Origin of the sequence: Nonlabens sp. (assembly GCF_039941875.1) — a bacterium.
In the GTDB taxonomy this organism is placed as follows: domain Bacteria; phylum Bacteroidota; class Bacteroidia; order Flavobacteriales; family Flavobacteriaceae; genus Nonlabens.
In genome coordinates this window covers 282,385-296,647 of the sequence record NZ_JBDVDQ010000014.1, presented here as the reverse complement: position 1 = coordinate 296,647, position 14,263 = coordinate 282,385, and the positions used below count along the sequence as shown (strand labels likewise).

Sequence of the window (14,263 nt, the reverse complement as noted above, 5' to 3'; positions counted from 1 at the left end):
TCTAAAAATTAGTGGTCTTCTGTTATCAATAATGATTTATTTCTTTAACCTTTAGTGTCTATTATCACATTGTATATAAATAACATGTTCTTTATCGTCTAAAAATGCGATAAATGGACAACCAAAACTATTATAGTAAAGTCCAAAAATAACTGGTGGTTTATCTTTAAATAATCTGCCAGCATAATGATTCGGCTCTTTTGGCAGTTCCATGTCCTCTTGAAGGTATAAGGAAGGGCTTTGACTTTCGCTGTCAGTTACTTCTGTCATGTATAATACCTTTTTAGCTGGAGATAATGCAAATATGTAGTCTGCCGTGTAGGTTCCATTTTCAAAGCTGTTACGTGTGTAATAGTAATCGTTGTTATCTATTACATAGTGATAGGCTACTTGTATATCGTATTGAGTAGATTTAAAAAACTCTCCATAAGCCAATTCAATTTTAGGCACCTTACTTGTATCTAGAGTTTTCCAATTGATGCTACTTATTGAATTAGTCAGGAAAGGATTTTCTTTACCGACATGTGCAAAAGAATTATAATAGGAGTAGTTAGTAGTTTCTATTAATCCTTCTAGGTCAAAACCGGTAAGATAATCACCACCACCATAAATACTTTGATGAGTAAAAAGAGGTACATCTTTTACGTTAAATTGTTTTAATTGATCTGTTTGATAGTTATAAATGAATAAAAAATCGGATTCTTTGATCTCTCTATTGTTTAAAAAAGTGACTCTTTCTTTACCTTTTAAATGGTAATAGATTTCGTTTTGCTTTTCGTCATCGTCTGTTCTGGATTCATTTTGAAATTCTTCTAGAACTTTAGGAAAACGATTAGCCCAATAACCATCTGTTAAGGATATAAATGGAATAGTCACATCGTTTTTCTTTTCATAACTGTCCATGGTAAGAATAGAGAGATCGTTAATGTTGTTTTCATATGTTATCTCTTTATAGTTATCTGATAAAAAACCATCAAATACATAGCCTATTACGCGACCAGTGGTAACCTTTACCCATGAGCCAGAGATTTCTTTATTCCCATCTTTAACAATGCTAGTAATATTTGTTACTTCAAGAATTTCTAACCTATAATTATCTGGAAATTTGCCAAGTACTTTACCTTTAGGCGCATCTCTAAAATTTAAACCAGAAGGTGCATCGACATATTTATAGATTTTGTCTTGTATAGGTGTTATTTGGGAACTTCTAGTTGGTTCATTATCGAATCCTAATGTAAGTGTATTTCCGTTTAAAGAAATATCTTTTAGAGCAATCTCCATTTCCTGTGATTGATTTTTACAACTTAAAATCACAAGTAGGATGAAGGTCGTAAAAACAATTTTTACAGGTATAGAAAATCCTAGAGCCATTTTTTCCACTTAAAAAAACCTAATAATGAAAAGAATATGACACCACAGGCAATCCAGAAATAACTATAAGAATTTTCCCATCCCATTTCTGGCATGTTGGGTAAATTCATTCCGTAGATACCTGCTAGAAAAGTAAGAGGTATAAATATGGAAGACATGATAGTAAGAACCTGCATGATTTGATTCATCTTATGACTTACACTAGATAAATACATATCACGCAATCCTGCATTAATTTCTCTATAGGATTCTACCGTTTCTATAATTTGAATACAGTGATCATAAGCATCTTGAAAATAGGCATGTGTTCTAGAATCTATAAGTGTACTATCTTCTTTAAGTAATCTAGAAATAGATTCTCTTAAAGGGAAAATAGCGCGACGCAGTTGAAGCAACATCCTTTTATTTTTCTGTGCTTTATTTAGAGAATCCTTTTGTGGATTTTCAAAAATTTCATCTTCTAGATGATCGAGGTAATCTCCTATTTGTTCTATAGCTATAAAGTAGTGGTCTATAATACTATCTATAAGAGCATAGAATAAATAATCACTTTTAACAGATCTAATGCGACCACGACTGTTCTCGATACGATCTCTAATGTTTTCAAAAACATCTCCTGTCTTTTCTTGGAAAGTTATAACAGCATCTTCAGTAAGTATTAAGCTTACTTGTTCTTCATTAAGTTCATGACTATTTGCGTCATAAGAAATCATTTTAATACATTGATAAATATATTTTCCGTAAAATTCAGTTTTAGGACGTTGCGTAGTATTTGCTATGTCTTCTAATAATAAATGGTGTAACTGAAATTTACTACCTATTTTCTCTAGTATATCAATGTCATGGACACCATCGATATTAAACCAGTTAACGCGATCTTCCTTTAATTGATCTAAGAATATACCATCTTGCTTAGAAAAATGGTTCTCATCGTATAAAATAGTTTCTGCTGTGACCTTACCAGATCTATCATCTCCTACATAAGAAATAGTACCAGGTGGCTGGAATACGCTAGTTCGTGACTTAGGTGTCGCTTTACGGCGCAATCTTATATGAGGCTTTTTCATGAATATGCTGTTAGAATGCAGACTTAATCAAATGTAATAAGTTTAAGCTGAATAAATCGCACTCGTTTATAATGAACGAGAGTCTGTTATATTATAATTTTTCTGCCAGGTAAGGAGCGGTATAGCTGTCTTTAATCTTAGCGACTTCTTCTGGAGTTCCTGCAGCCACTAGTTTACCACCTAGTTTACCACCTTCTGGGCCTAGATCTATTACATAATCAGCACATTTTACTAGATCCATGTTGTGTTCTATCACAATTACAGAGTGCCCTTTTTCTATTAATGCATTAAAACTATCTAATAATTTATTGATATCATGGAAATGAAGTCCTGTAGTAGGCTCATCAAATATGAAAAGTGTTTTATCTGACGTAGTTCCTTTTACTAAGAAACTAGCCAATTTAATACGCTGCGCTTCTCCACCAGATAGAGTAGAAGAGCTTTGTCCTAAGGTTACATATCCTAACCCTACATCTTGTAACGGTTGCAGTTTTCTTGTGATCTTAGCTTCTTTATTCGTATTAAAAAATGCTATTGCATCGTTAATAGTTAAGTTGAGAACATCGTCTATATTCTTATCATGAAACTTCACTTCTAGAATCTCTTTCTTAAAACGTTTACCATTACAGGTTTCACATTTAAGAGTAACGTCTGCCATGAATTGCATCTCGATGGTTACCTCACCATCTCCTTTACAAGTCTCACATCTACCACCATCTACGTTAAAAGAAAAATGTTTAGGTTTGTAGTTTCTTATCTTTGCAACTTTCTCATTTGCAAATAGATTACGTATGTCATCATAAGCTTTGATATAGGTTACAGGATTAGATCTAGAGCTGCGACCTATAGGGTTTTGATCAATAAATTCTACCGTTTTTACATTTTCAAACTTTCCAGATATTCCTGTAAACTGTCCAGCTTTTTTACCATAACCACCTAGCTTTTTTAAGATAGCTGGATATAAAATTTGCTTTACAAGAGTAGATTTCCCACTACCAGAAACGCCGGTTACCATGGTTAAAACACCTAGTGGAAAACGCACATCTATATTCTGTAGGTTATTCTGTCTGGCACCTTTTATATCTATATAATACTTGTTAGGTCTTCGCTTTCGCGGAAGCGGAATCTCCATAGATCCATTCAAATACTTTGCAGTAAGACTGTCAGATTTTAAGATCTCATCTAATGTCCCTGCAGCAACAACTTCACCACCATGAGTACCAGCCTCTGGACCTATGTCTATGATCTGGTCTGCTGCTTGCATGATTTCTTCATCATGCTCCACGACGATGACTGTATTTCCTAAATCACGTAAATTCTTGAGAACTTTGATTAACCTTTTTGTATCTCGTGGATGGAGACCTATACTAGGCTCATCTAAAATATACATACTACCTACCAGACTACTACCTAATGATGTCGCTAGATTAATACGTTGAGACTCACCACCAGATAGACTGTTAGATTTACGATTAAGGGTTAAGTAATCTAGCCCTACATCAGATAAAAAAGCAAGTCTATTATTGATCTCGATGAGTAAACGTTTTGCGATTTGTTGATCGTGATCGTTTAATTCTAGATCTTTAAAAAACTGCACTAATTCCTTAATAGGCAGCGTCACAAGGTCTGTAATGGTCGTGTCGGCTATTTTTACATAGTCTGCTTCTTTTCTTAATCTAGCGCCATTACAGTTGCTACATTTAGTTTTACCACGGTATCGAGATAACATGACACGATTCTGGATCTTGTAGGCTTTTGCTTCTAGTTCTTCAAAAAAGGAATGAATACCTTCAAAGTATTTGTTTCCATCCCAAACCAGTCGTTTTTGCTTTTCAGTAAGCTCAAACCATGGTCGGTGAATAGGAAAGTCAAATTTACTAGCACTCTTAATAAGCTGGTTGTTATAAAAGGACATACTCTCACCACGCCATGGAAAAACGGCTTGCTCGTAAATAGACAGTGCTGTGTTAGGAATAACGAGGTCTGCATCTATACCTATCACATCTCCATAACCTTCACATCTAGGACAAGCACCATAAGGATTATTAAAACTAAACAAATGCGGATTAGGCTCTAAAAATTCTATGCCGTCTAGTTCAAATTTATTAGTGAACTCGCGCACTTTACTGCCGTCCATATGTTCTATAAACGCGACACCTTTTCCTTCAAAAAAAGCAGTATCAATAGCATCTGCTAGTCGATTATAGAAATCTTCATTATCTCGTACGATGATACGGTCTATGACTATTTTTACTTCGTCTTTTTTAGAATAAGTCAAATCTTCTTCGTCTATTCTATGTACGCTGTCGTTTATTTTTATACGTGTAAAACCTTGTTGTAAGAGTACCTGCAGTTGTGCAGCAATATCACGTTTACCTTTAACTATAAGTCTGGTAGTTAATAGCAGCTTAGATCCTTCGTCCTGTTGTTTTACATAATTTACAACGTCGGTTACAGTGTCTTTTTTAACCTCGTCACCAGAGATAGGTGAGTAGGTGCGACCTATACGAGCAAATAATAATTTTAAATAATCATAAATCTCTGTAGTAGTTCCTACGGTAGATCTAGGGTTAGTAGAATTTACTTTTTGCTCAATGGCTATGGCAGGAGCAATACCTTTTATATATTCTACTTTAGGCTTATTTAAACGTCCTAAAAACTGTCTTGCATAAGAAGAAAGACTTTCTACATAACGACGTTGACCTTCTGCATAAAGCGTGTCAAAAGCTAGCGAAGACTTACCACTACCAGATAAACCGGTTATAACGACGAGTTTATTTCTAGGGATAACGGCATCTAGATCTTTAAGGTTGTGAAGTTGTGCACCTTTAATAAGAATATTCTCCTTAGGGCTTAACTGGTCTATATCGGCAAACAATTTTGTTTCTGGCATAACTACAAAGATAAGAGGGACTTTGTCCTTCAAAAAATCGTTTATTGCAATAAAAATGTTAAAAAATGTTGTCACTTTTTGTATTTGTGGAATAAATGTTGGTATATTTAGCCCGATAACAATTTCTAAACACACTGCTTATACTATAACATTACTTTAAAAAATCTGATCAAAGGCTCTATCTGAGGTCACTTAAGTTGTTATAATATGAAATTAGAAAATGTACAAGATGCTGCGCTAGTAAGGCAGTATATGGAAGGTAATGAAAAGGGATTAGAAACTCTTATCGTACGTCACAAGCAAAGAATCTACAGTTTTATTTTTTCTAAAGTAATGGATCGCGACATTACGGAAGATATATTTCAAGATACGTTTATAAAAGTTATACGCACCCTTAAAAAGGGAAAGTACAATGAAGAAGGTAAATTTCTTCCTTGGGTAATGCGTATTGCACACAATCTAGTTATTGACCATTTCCGTCGTAATAAACGCATGCCTAAATTTCAATCTCGTAATGACTTTGATATTTTTGATGTAATAAGTGATGGAGAAGAGAGTATGGAATTTGACATGATTACCAGTCAGGTGCATGAAGATGTAAGGCGTCTAGTAGAAGAGCTGCCAGAAGATCAAAAAGAAGTACTTACTATGCGCATCTTTAAAGAGATGTCATTTAAAGAAATAGCCGAGTCTACAGACGTTAGTATCAACACAGCGTTAGGGAGAATGCGATATGCATTAATTAACTTGCGTAAAGTAATTGATAAGCATAATATCGTATTAACAAGATAAATAACTTTTTCTGGTCATTCCTTATAATATAGTTTTGAAAAGTGCGTTTAATTGAAAAATAAACTTACTAGCACATGGCAAAACTTTACAATGAATCATTCCCTGAACCAGTGAAACCTACAGGACCCAAACAAGAAACTATCAATTTTTTACTTAGTTACTCAAAAGCATTAAATGTTACTCAGTATAAAAACATGACTTTTGAGACATTTAACAATTAGCATTATGAGCCTAGTGCTAGCTGTTGTTTTAAAACAGAAAAATTCATTTTCAATTTTTTGAAAGTGGATTTTTTTATTTGTTGTGTTTTCGCTTTCGCGAAAGAGAGGTAGATACCAGATCATAACCCATTTAATAACCTGATATGTCGCACTCGATGCGCGATTTGTTACTGTCATTCCGTTGCATAGGGGAATCGCTTTAAATCTTTTCCTTACTTTTTTGATAACCCAACCGTAAAACCCTTTTGGTTGCTAGCTTTGCTCATCGTCCAGCTCTTTACCTTGAGGGAAATGCCGATAGGCAAAGGGTGTATTCACAATAACATGTTTTGTTGTAGTTCTATTATTCTTTTTAATGAATTGTTTTATAATTATAACTCTTTACCATATTTATCTATTTCAATACCGCAATTTTTACAATTCCAACCACCGAACATCGCTTGATCCTTATTCTTGGGTTTTCTTACTATAGGTAACTTAGTGGCGCATTTTGGACCTACTTTATTACCTAAACTCATTCCTAGTTTTGAGATCCAGCTATTAGGCTTAGCATATTTAGAGGCATAGATAGTAATTGCGAGCCATATGATAACAATAGTTATAAAGGGGTAATGAAACGATGTTAGGTTTTCTAAGTAGTTATTCATTTCATATTTTTATTTATTTCAAATAAACGATCGTAAATTAAACGAAGTTCTCTTGTTCCTTGTAAACCATAATCTCTAATTTCTTTGATACTACCATCTAAGTAGTTGATTTTTAAATTACCAGTCTGATAATGTGTCCAGTTTATAGAATAATCATTTTCTAATTTGTAAATAAGTGAATATTCAATAATTCCAAACAGTTCAATTAATTCTTGGCTGTCAATTGTACTATTTAATTTACCTAAGAACTCTGTGTGTTCAATACCGGTGTAACTAATGTTACCATCCTTTTGAATTTCTAATTTAAAAACGGGACAAAGTCCATAGCAATTATCTGTTTGAAAAATAATATTTTCAATTTTTTTAAAATTATGGGAAGTGTTCTCATAACTTAATAATTCATCAAATTTTATAATTAGAGTATCAGTCTTTATCAAAGTGTCTGTATTTGATTCTTTAGAATTAAAATTAATATTCATTAAGCTAGTTAAGAATACAGTTTGTTTATTTATAGTAGTTATACTGTCTATCCTGGTATACTGATCTTGTGAATCAGGTGTGTTAGAATTTAAATCTATACTTATTTCTTTATAGAGGCCATCAGGTTTTGCTAAAACAATTATAGGGTCACCATAAAAGCTATCAACTAATAGATCTATTGTTCCATCATTGTTTAAGTCTGCTTTTTTTACAAAGTCTTTAAAATCTTCCAGATCAAGTTCTTTTTCTCGGTTAAATACTTCCTTAAATGTATAACACCTGTCTACATTTTTTTTTAAGAACCTAGTAACTTCTCTATTTGTATTTAAGGCTTGAATACTTTTCTCTTGGGAAGAACAGCTACTTATAAGAACAAGTATTAAAATTGCTATGAATGGCTTCATTACTTCTTCAACTTCTTATAATACTCATCAAGAACCGTTTTTCTACCTACAGTTTTTGTGATGATATCTTTTTCTAGATCCCAACCGCGTGCAGGACTGTATTCACGACCGTACCAAATGATCTGAAGATGTAGGTCGTTCCATACTTCTTCTGGGAAGAGGCGTTTTGCATCTTTTTCTGTTTGCACAACGTTTTTACCATTTGTAAGATTCCAGCGATACATTAATCGGTGTATGTGCGTGTCCACAGGAAATGTAGGTATGCCGAAGGATTGTGCCATAACAACAGCAGCAGTTTTATGTCCTACTGCAGGGAACTCTTCTAGCTCTTCATAGGTTCTAGGTACAATACCGTTGTGTTTATCAATTAAAATTTGTGATAGGCCGTGTATACCTTTTGCTTTCATGGGTGACAGTCCTACTGGTTTTATGATCTCACGTATCTCGTCGACAGATAGTTTTACCATATCATAGGGATTATCTGCACGATCAAATAGGAGTGGAGTTATTTGGTTAACACGTACATCTGTACTTTGAGCACTCATTAAAACCGCTATCAATAAGGTGTAAGGACTGGTATGATCTAGCGGTATAGGAATCTCTGGATATAACTCTGCTAATTTATTTATGATAAATTCAACTTTTTCTGATTTGTTCATTCCTATCTTTATGCTTTAATTCATTCAAAAATACGATATGACTTCATTAAAAGTAGGAGATAAGGCTCCAGATTTTTCGGTTCTTAATCAAGATGAGCAAACGGTTTCTTTATCTGACTTCTCAGGTAAGAAATTGGTTTTATTCTTTTACCCTAAAGCAAGTACGCCTGGTTGTACTGCCGAGGCGTGTAATTTAAGGGATAACATAGATCGTTTTCGCGCAAGCGGTTATGAAATACTAGGCGCTAGTGCAGATAGTCCTAAAAGACAGAAGAATTTTCAAACTAAATATGAACTGCCATATGACCTTCTTGCAGACGAAGATCACAAGTTGTTAAATGCATTTCAAGTTTGGGGACCTAAAAAGTTTATGGGTAAAGAATACGACGGTATTCACCGCACTACATTTGTTATTGATGAAAATGGTGTAATTACCGATGTGATAGGGAAAGTAAAGACTAAGGATCATGCAGCTCAAATCTTATAAGGATATCACCTTATTAATGATGATTCATTAAAATAATAAAACCCCAAATAGTTGAGCTTTATCAACCATTTGGGGTTTATACTTTTTGTTTACTCACACTATAAAGGTGCGTCTTCTATTTGAGAGTCGGCATCTTTATGAGCAGGTAATTTATTATTACAACCAAAGAGGTTCTCTTCTTCCATTAATGCTGGTATACCTTTAGGAAGCATTTCTTTCCATCCGTCTTCATTTGCATCTATCATGCGCAATACTTCTCTAGAAAATATGTGAAGTATTTCTGGATTGTAATCTTCTAGATCTTTAAGCTTACCATTGTATTTAAAGAACTTATAAAGTTCCTTCATACGTGGGTGTACTTTTAGGTTTTCACTTGTAGTAAGTTCGCCAGTTTCTTTATCTAGCATAGGGTATAAATATACTCTCAGGTCTTTAAAGAATAGTTTTCCAAAGGCTTCTAGAATACCACCACTTAAATGAGTATAGTATTTTGTATCAAAAATCTCTACTAGATTATTCACACCCATTACCAGTCCTATACGTGCTTTTGTATAGTTGTTAAAGTATTCTACTAACTTATAGTACTCCTTAAAGTTAGATATCATAACTGTCTGTCCTAGAGAACACAACAATTCTGCTCTGTGCATGAAATCTTCTTCATCTATCTCTCCTTGAGATCTTAAGTTAGAAAGAGTAATTTCAAAAATGGTTTCTACATTTTCTTCTTTTACAGTTCCAGATTTTAAGAATCTGCGGCGTGCGGTTTCAAACATATCCATGTTCACCTTAGTCACCGGACGGAAACTACCTCGCAACGCTAGTACATTCTTTTTATAAAGAATACGTGCACTTAATATATTATTACCATCTGGGCCGAACATGACAGCCTCTGTCATACCATGTTTAAGAAGTTGTAAACTCATTAAACGGTTATCAACTTGCTTAAATCGTGGTCCAGAAAAGTTAATCATATCTATCTCAATCTTATCCTTATCGATATGATCGTATAAATATTCTAATAATTTTCTAGGGTTGTCGTGCTTGTAAAAAGCACCATATATAAGGTTAGTACCTAAAATACCCAGTGTTATTTGTTGTAAACGGGCATCGCGTTCTTTAAAACGAACGTGAAGAATAATCTCAGAATACTCTTCTTCTGGAGAGGCTTGGAATCTTATTCCTACCCATCCGTGACCTAAATAACGCTTTGCAAAATCTATAGTTGCTACCGTATTTGCATAGGTGAAGAATAATTTTTCTGGGTGTTTTTCTCTGGATAGTCTTTCTTCTATAAGATTAGATTCGTGCTGTAACATCTTCTTTAAACGAGATTCTGTCACATAACGGCCGTCATCTTGTACACCATAAATGGAGTCAGAAAAGTCCTTATCATAAGCACTCATTGCTTTTGCAATAGTACCAGAGGCACCACCAGCTCTAAAGAACTGTCGTACGGTTTCCTGTCCAGCGCCTATTTCAGCAAAGGTTCCGTAAATATTACGGTTCAGGTTAATTCTTAAAACTTTATTCTTGATAGACGGAACTGATTCAAAATCATGATCTCCTGGTAAGGTAATTCCCATTATATATCTTTTGCTGTTCTCACAAAGGTAGCAAACAGCCGTACTTAAATGAAAAAATATCAATACTTTTATAAAACAATTATGGAAGTAAAAATTACGGTTTTAGGAACAGGCACTTCACAAGGTATTCCTGTTATAGGTAGCTCACATCCAGTGTGTTTAAGTAAGGATTCTAGGGACAAGCGTCTTAGGGTAAGTGCGATGATAGAGGTAAATGATAAACGATTTATAATAGATTGCGGTCCAGATTTCCGTCAGCAAATGCTTACACAAGGTATTTCTAGCATAGATGCACTGCTTTTTACTCATGAACATGCAGACCATACCGCAGGACTGGACGATTTAAGACCTTTTTATTTTAGACAGGGAAATCTACAATGTCATATGACGGCACGCGTTCATAAAGCGTTGCAAGAGCGTTTCAGTTATATTTTTACTACGGTAAATAAATATCCAGGCGTGGCAACTCTAGATGTTCATGAATTTGAAAATGAGCCTTTTCATATAGAAGGTATACAGATAACACCGGTCCTCGCAGACCATGGATATATACCAGTTCATGGATTTAGAATAGGCGATTTTGCTTACATGACAGATGTTAAGACTATCGCTCAGGGCGAAAAAGAGAAGCTTAAAAACTTAGACGTCCTTATTCTTAATATGTTGCGAGTAGAAGCGCACGCAACACATCTTAATCTAGAAGAAGCATTAGAATTAGTAAGGGAATTACAACCTAAACGTACTTACTTTACACACATAAGTCATCACTTAGGTTTTCATGAAGAAGTTGAGAAAACACTTCCTGAAAATGTATTTTTGGCATACGATAACCTTCAAATTATATCACATTGAAAAAAAGCATCTATTTATACCTGTTCATCTTTGCATCACTTATAGCACTAGTTATCTATGTAAATGGTAGAAAATATCAAGAGAAATTAGAAGATCAAGTAAAAAGCCTAAGAACTGAGGTTTACAAAAAAGACCAGGCTAGAAAAGAAGCAGAATCTGTCCCGTATAAAGAAGATTACGAGAACTCTGTTTTTTCTCTTAAAGGAAACCCAGAGGCCGAAAACTATCTATTCAATATAGGACTTACACCTAAAGAGGTAGAGTATATAATAGGTGAAGAGCTTTTAGACCTTAATGTAAAACCTAATGGAAACCCTTTAGTACCATATGAGGGACAAGGTCGTGGTTTTAGAATTATCGACACAAAATTTATCAATCATAAATGGGTACTAGCTAACTTTACTGATAACGATCGCTGGGGTGATGTGCTCATACGCTACGACTTTGACGCAGATAAAAATGTAACTATGGAAACAGTAACTTCTGTTTTGTATGATAGAAATAGGAAGTAGGTAAGTATTTAAAATCCATTTATGAGTTACAGACTTTTACAGATACTTTTTATTCTATTCAGTTTGTATTTCTTTTAGGCTACTTATAAGGGATTGCCATCGATACTTGATAATTTCTTTCGTCTTTTTAGAATTAAAAAAAGAATCATAGCGCTAGATAGATTTCACAATGGGTTTATGGGAGTTTTCTTAATTGTATTGATCTATTACTTAGAAATAAAATTCCTAAGTAATAATTAAAAATTATTAGAAGTTATCTAATTATTCAATTAATCCAAGTCTGTAAATACGCACTTTACGCTTCTTAATCCTAGAGTTATTGAGGTCCTGACATAGTTGGTATGCTTTTTCAAATGGCACTGCGACAAAAGCACAGTCTTGTTTCAACTCGATATTACCCAACTCATTTTTACCTAGATTACCTTGTTTAAAGAATAAACCTGCAATATCTCCTTTTGAGATTTTATCTTTTCTACCACCAGATATAAATAGAGTTTCCCATTTCTGTTCTTGGTCTACTTTTAAGCGTTCAGAATATTCTAATGGAGTGCTATTTTCTATATAATCTGGTAATTTGTGTTTCTTATTGTGTAAGATGTAAGCGGTACCGTCTGCATGCATTCTAGCAGTACGACCGTTTCTATGGGTAAACTCTTCTTTGTGAAAAGGCAATTCAAAATGAATAATAAAATCCAATTCTGGCACATCGATACCACGAGCAGCAAGATCTGTAGCAAGTAATAGCTGGTGCGTACCATTTCTAAATTTTATCAAGGCACGTTCTCTATCTCTTTGTTCTAGACCACCATAAAATACGGAGTGCGATATGTTTTTATCGTTTAGAAACTCACTTACTTCCTCGATAGAATCCTTAAAATTACAGAATATAATACCATTACCTTTATTAGTACGAGCAATGATTTGTTCTAGATTTAAGAATCTATTTTTAGAATCAGATGCTAGTGTTTTAATTTGTAAAATACTATCTGTTTTCTTTTCAAATTTTAAGAGCTGTGGATCTTGTAAACCAACAAATGCAGGCACCTCAGCTTTAAAAGTTGCAGACGTTAATATATTACGACCTACATGAGGTAGTGCGTAAACTATTTCTTTCATCTCTTTTTCAAAACCGGTCTCAAGAGATTTATCAAATTCGTCTAGAATCAACGTTTTAATAAAAGAAGGGTCAAAGGTCTCACGTCGTAAATGGTCGGCTATTCTACCAGGAGTTCCTACTAGAATGGTAGGAGTATGTGATAGATCTTCTCTGTCCTTTGCTCCAGCACGGCCACCATAAATGGCATTTGCTTTATAACCAGTTCCCATTTCTCTTATAACTTGCTCTATTTGTATAGCAAGTTCACGAGAAGGTACCAGAATTAATGCCTGTACTTCTGTAATCGATGGGTTTAATAATTCTATAACAGGCAGTAAAAATGCTAGAGTTTTTCCAGTACCAGTAGGAGAGATGATCACCGTATCTCTATGGTTTGTAATAGCGCTATGCGCCTGTTGCTGCATATCGTTAAGTGATACAATTCCTAATTTATCTAGAATTTGCTGACGTGATTTTATGGAATTGTTCATGGGTGATTTTTTAATCAATGGGAACTTACTATTATAAGCCTAAAACTCTTTTTTCCAGCCACTCTTTCATGTCATAGAAATTTTCTCTAGAAACGCCGTGACCGATTGGGTAATTTTTAAATACATAATCAGCATGGATTTCGTCCATAAGCTGTGGTGCCTTTTTTGCCCATTCATATGGTACAACCTGATCTACGGTTCCATGTGATATGAAATAGTTGGTTTTGATCTCGCTTTCGCGAAAGCGTGCCTCTAATCCATCTCTACCTGCAATAATATCTTCATTAATATAACCACTCATTGCTACTACATTACGGAATAAGCCCGGTTGAGAAAGGCTAAGTCCATAAGAAAGTATCGCGCCCTGACTGAAGCCTAATACATTCATGTTGTTAGGGTCGATAGAGTACGTTGCTTTTAATTCTTCTAGAAAGGTGTTGATTTTCATCATGCTCTCTCTAGCCTGGTCGTTATCGCTAAATTTACCACCAGCAGCGTCAAAATTAATGGCATACCACGCTGCACCTTGCGGTTGCATGTCATATGGAGCACGTGCAGATACTATAAAAATATCTTCACTTATCTCTGGAGCAAATGAGAATAGATCTTCTTCATTACTACCATAACCGTGAAGCAATAGGAGTAAAGGAGCGTTTTCTTTGCGTGCTGGACGCGTTATATGTTGTAAAGTAAGAGAAGTATTCACTG

General features: G+C 34.4%; 14 protein-coding genes. 5 read left to right on the top strand and 9 right to left on the bottom strand.

What is annotated here, in order from left to right:
• Positions 1–51 precede the first annotated feature (51 nt).
• The 3 genes from ABJF08_RS08900 to uvrA form a co-directional block, all read right to left on the bottom strand.
• Positions 52–1,371, bottom strand: a complete 1,320-nt coding sequence (locus tag ABJF08_RS08900; RefSeq protein WP_348115798.1) for an SH3 domain-containing protein — start codon at positions 1,369–1,371, stop codon at positions 52–54.
• Entirely contained in the window at positions 1,362–2,438 is a 1,077-nt protein-coding gene (gene corA, locus ABJF08_RS08895) for a magnesium/cobalt transporter CorA (RefSeq protein ID WP_348115797.1), read from the bottom strand. Before corA ends, ABJF08_RS08900 begins: the two co-directional genes overlap by 10 nt.
• A 91-nt stretch (positions 2,439–2,529) precedes the next feature.
• Entirely contained in the window at positions 2,530–5,331 is a 2,802-nt protein-coding gene (uvrA, locus tag ABJF08_RS08890; RefSeq protein WP_348115796.1) for an excinuclease ABC subunit UvrA, read from the bottom strand.
• A 207-nt stretch (positions 5,332–5,538) separates the two neighbouring features.
• On the opposite strand from uvrA, the gene ABJF08_RS08885 reads away from it, so the two are divergent.
• Together ABJF08_RS08885 and ABJF08_RS08880 are read left to right on the top strand one after the other, a co-directional pair.
• Complete coding sequence (locus ABJF08_RS08885) at positions 5,539–6,123, top strand: sigma-70 family RNA polymerase sigma factor (RefSeq protein ID WP_348115794.1); 585 nt, start codon at positions 5,539–5,541, stop codon at positions 6,121–6,123.
• A 74-nt stretch (positions 6,124–6,197) separates the two neighbouring features.
• The gene (locus ABJF08_RS08880; RefSeq protein WP_348115793.1) at positions 6,198–6,344 is read left to right on the top strand and encodes a hypothetical protein; all 147 of its coding nucleotides are present in this window, start codon (positions 6,198–6,200) and stop codon (positions 6,342–6,344) included.
• 371 nt (positions 6,345–6,715) lie between these two features.
• Here ABJF08_RS08880 and ABJF08_RS08875 read toward each other — a convergent pair whose 3' ends face one another.
• The 3 genes from ABJF08_RS08875 to nth are packed head-to-tail and all read right to left on the bottom strand — an operon-like array spanning position 6,716 to position 8,534.
• Complete coding sequence (locus ABJF08_RS08875) at positions 6,716–6,991, bottom strand: hypothetical protein (RefSeq protein ID WP_348115792.1); 276 nt, start codon at positions 6,989–6,991, stop codon at positions 6,716–6,718.
• Positions 6,988–7,875, bottom strand: coding sequence for a DUF6438 domain-containing protein (locus ABJF08_RS08870; RefSeq protein WP_348115790.1), 888 nt, complete (start codon positions 7,873–7,875; stop codon positions 6,988–6,990). The genes ABJF08_RS08875 and ABJF08_RS08870 overlap by 4 nt, the downstream gene beginning before the upstream one ends.
• Entirely contained in the window at positions 7,875–8,534 is a 660-nt protein-coding gene (gene nth, locus ABJF08_RS08865; RefSeq protein WP_348115789.1) for an endonuclease III, read from the bottom strand. Before nth ends, ABJF08_RS08870 begins: the two co-directional genes overlap by 1 nt.
• Positions 8,535–8,571: 37 nt before the next feature.
• On the opposite strand from nth, the gene bcp reads away from it, so the two are divergent.
• On the top strand, positions 8,572–9,021 hold the full coding sequence (bcp, locus tag ABJF08_RS08860) for a thioredoxin-dependent thiol peroxidase (protein WP_348115787.1): 450 nt from the start codon (positions 8,572–8,574) through the stop codon (positions 9,019–9,021).
• Between the two features lie 98 nt (positions 9,022–9,119).
• On the opposite strand, the gene ABJF08_RS08855 is transcribed toward bcp, so the two are convergent.
• Entirely contained in the window at positions 9,120–10,604 is a 1,485-nt protein-coding gene (locus ABJF08_RS08855) for a TonB-dependent receptor (RefSeq protein WP_348115786.1), read from the bottom strand.
• Positions 10,605–10,685: 81 nt separating this feature from the next.
• Here ABJF08_RS08855 and ABJF08_RS08850 point away from each other — a divergent pair, with 81 nt between their 5' ends.
• Positions 10,686–11,456 (top strand): MBL fold metallo-hydrolase, encoded by a 771-nt coding sequence (locus tag ABJF08_RS08850; protein WP_348115784.1) that lies wholly within the window; start codon positions 10,686–10,688, stop codon positions 11,454–11,456.
• Complete coding sequence (locus ABJF08_RS08845) at positions 11,453–11,968, top strand: hypothetical protein (RefSeq protein ID WP_348115783.1); 516 nt, start codon at positions 11,453–11,455, stop codon at positions 11,966–11,968. Before ABJF08_RS08850 ends, ABJF08_RS08845 begins: the two co-directional genes overlap by 4 nt.
• Before the next feature lie 261 nt (positions 11,969–12,229).
• Here the strand turns inward: ABJF08_RS08845 and ABJF08_RS08840 are convergent, their stop codons facing one another.
• Together ABJF08_RS08840 and ABJF08_RS08835 are read right to left on the bottom strand one after the other, a co-directional pair.
• Positions 12,230–13,555 carry a DEAD/DEAH box helicase gene (locus tag ABJF08_RS08840; protein WP_348115782.1) on the bottom strand — a complete coding sequence of 442 codons (1,326 nt, stop codon included), beginning with the start codon at positions 13,553–13,555 and terminating at the stop codon, positions 12,230–12,232.
• A gap of 31 nt (positions 13,556–13,586) precedes the next feature.
• Positions 13,587–14,261 carry an alpha/beta hydrolase-fold protein gene (locus ABJF08_RS08835; RefSeq protein WP_348115781.1) on the bottom strand — a complete coding sequence of 225 codons (675 nt, stop codon included), beginning with the start codon at positions 14,259–14,261 and terminating at the stop codon, positions 13,587–13,589.
• Positions 14,262–14,263 lie beyond the last annotated feature (2 nt).

Bases quoted from the DNA above. Each gene is read 5' to 3' on its own strand.
- ABJF08_RS08900 (WP_348115798.1), bottom strand. From the start codon at position 1,371: ATGGCTCTAGGATTTTCTATACCTGTAAAAATTGTTTTTACGACCTTC.
- corA (WP_348115797.1), bottom strand. From the start codon at position 2,438: ATGAAAAAGCCTCATATAAGATTGCGCCGTAAAGCGACACCTAAGTCA.
- uvrA (WP_348115796.1), bottom strand. From the start codon at position 5,331: ATGCCAGAAACAAAATTGTTTGCCGATATAGACCAGTTAAGCCCTAAG.
- ABJF08_RS08885 (WP_348115794.1), top strand. From the start codon at position 5,539: ATGAAATTAGAAAATGTACAAGATGCTGCGCTAGTAAGGCAGTATATG.
- ABJF08_RS08880 (WP_348115793.1), top strand. From the start codon at position 6,198: ATGGCAAAACTTTACAATGAATCATTCCCTGAACCAGTGAAACCTACA.
- ABJF08_RS08875 (WP_348115792.1), bottom strand. From the start codon at position 6,991: ATGAATAACTACTTAGAAAACCTAACATCGTTTCATTACCCCTTTATA.
- ABJF08_RS08870 (WP_348115790.1), bottom strand. From the start codon at position 7,875: ATGAAGCCATTCATAGCAATTTTAATACTTGTTCTTATAAGTAGCTGT.
- nth (WP_348115789.1), bottom strand. From the start codon at position 8,534: ATGAACAAATCAGAAAAAGTTGAATTTATCATAAATAAATTAGCAGAG.
- bcp (WP_348115787.1), top strand. From the start codon at position 8,572: ATGACTTCATTAAAAGTAGGAGATAAGGCTCCAGATTTTTCGGTTCTT.
- ABJF08_RS08855 (WP_348115786.1), bottom strand. From the start codon at position 10,604: ATGGGAATTACCTTACCAGGAGATCATGATTTTGAATCAGTTCCGTCT.
- ABJF08_RS08850 (WP_348115784.1), top strand. From the start codon at position 10,686: ATGGAAGTAAAAATTACGGTTTTAGGAACAGGCACTTCACAAGGTATT.
- ABJF08_RS08840 (WP_348115782.1), bottom strand. From the start codon at position 13,555: ATGAACAATTCCATAAAATCACGTCAGCAAATTCTAGATAAATTAGGA.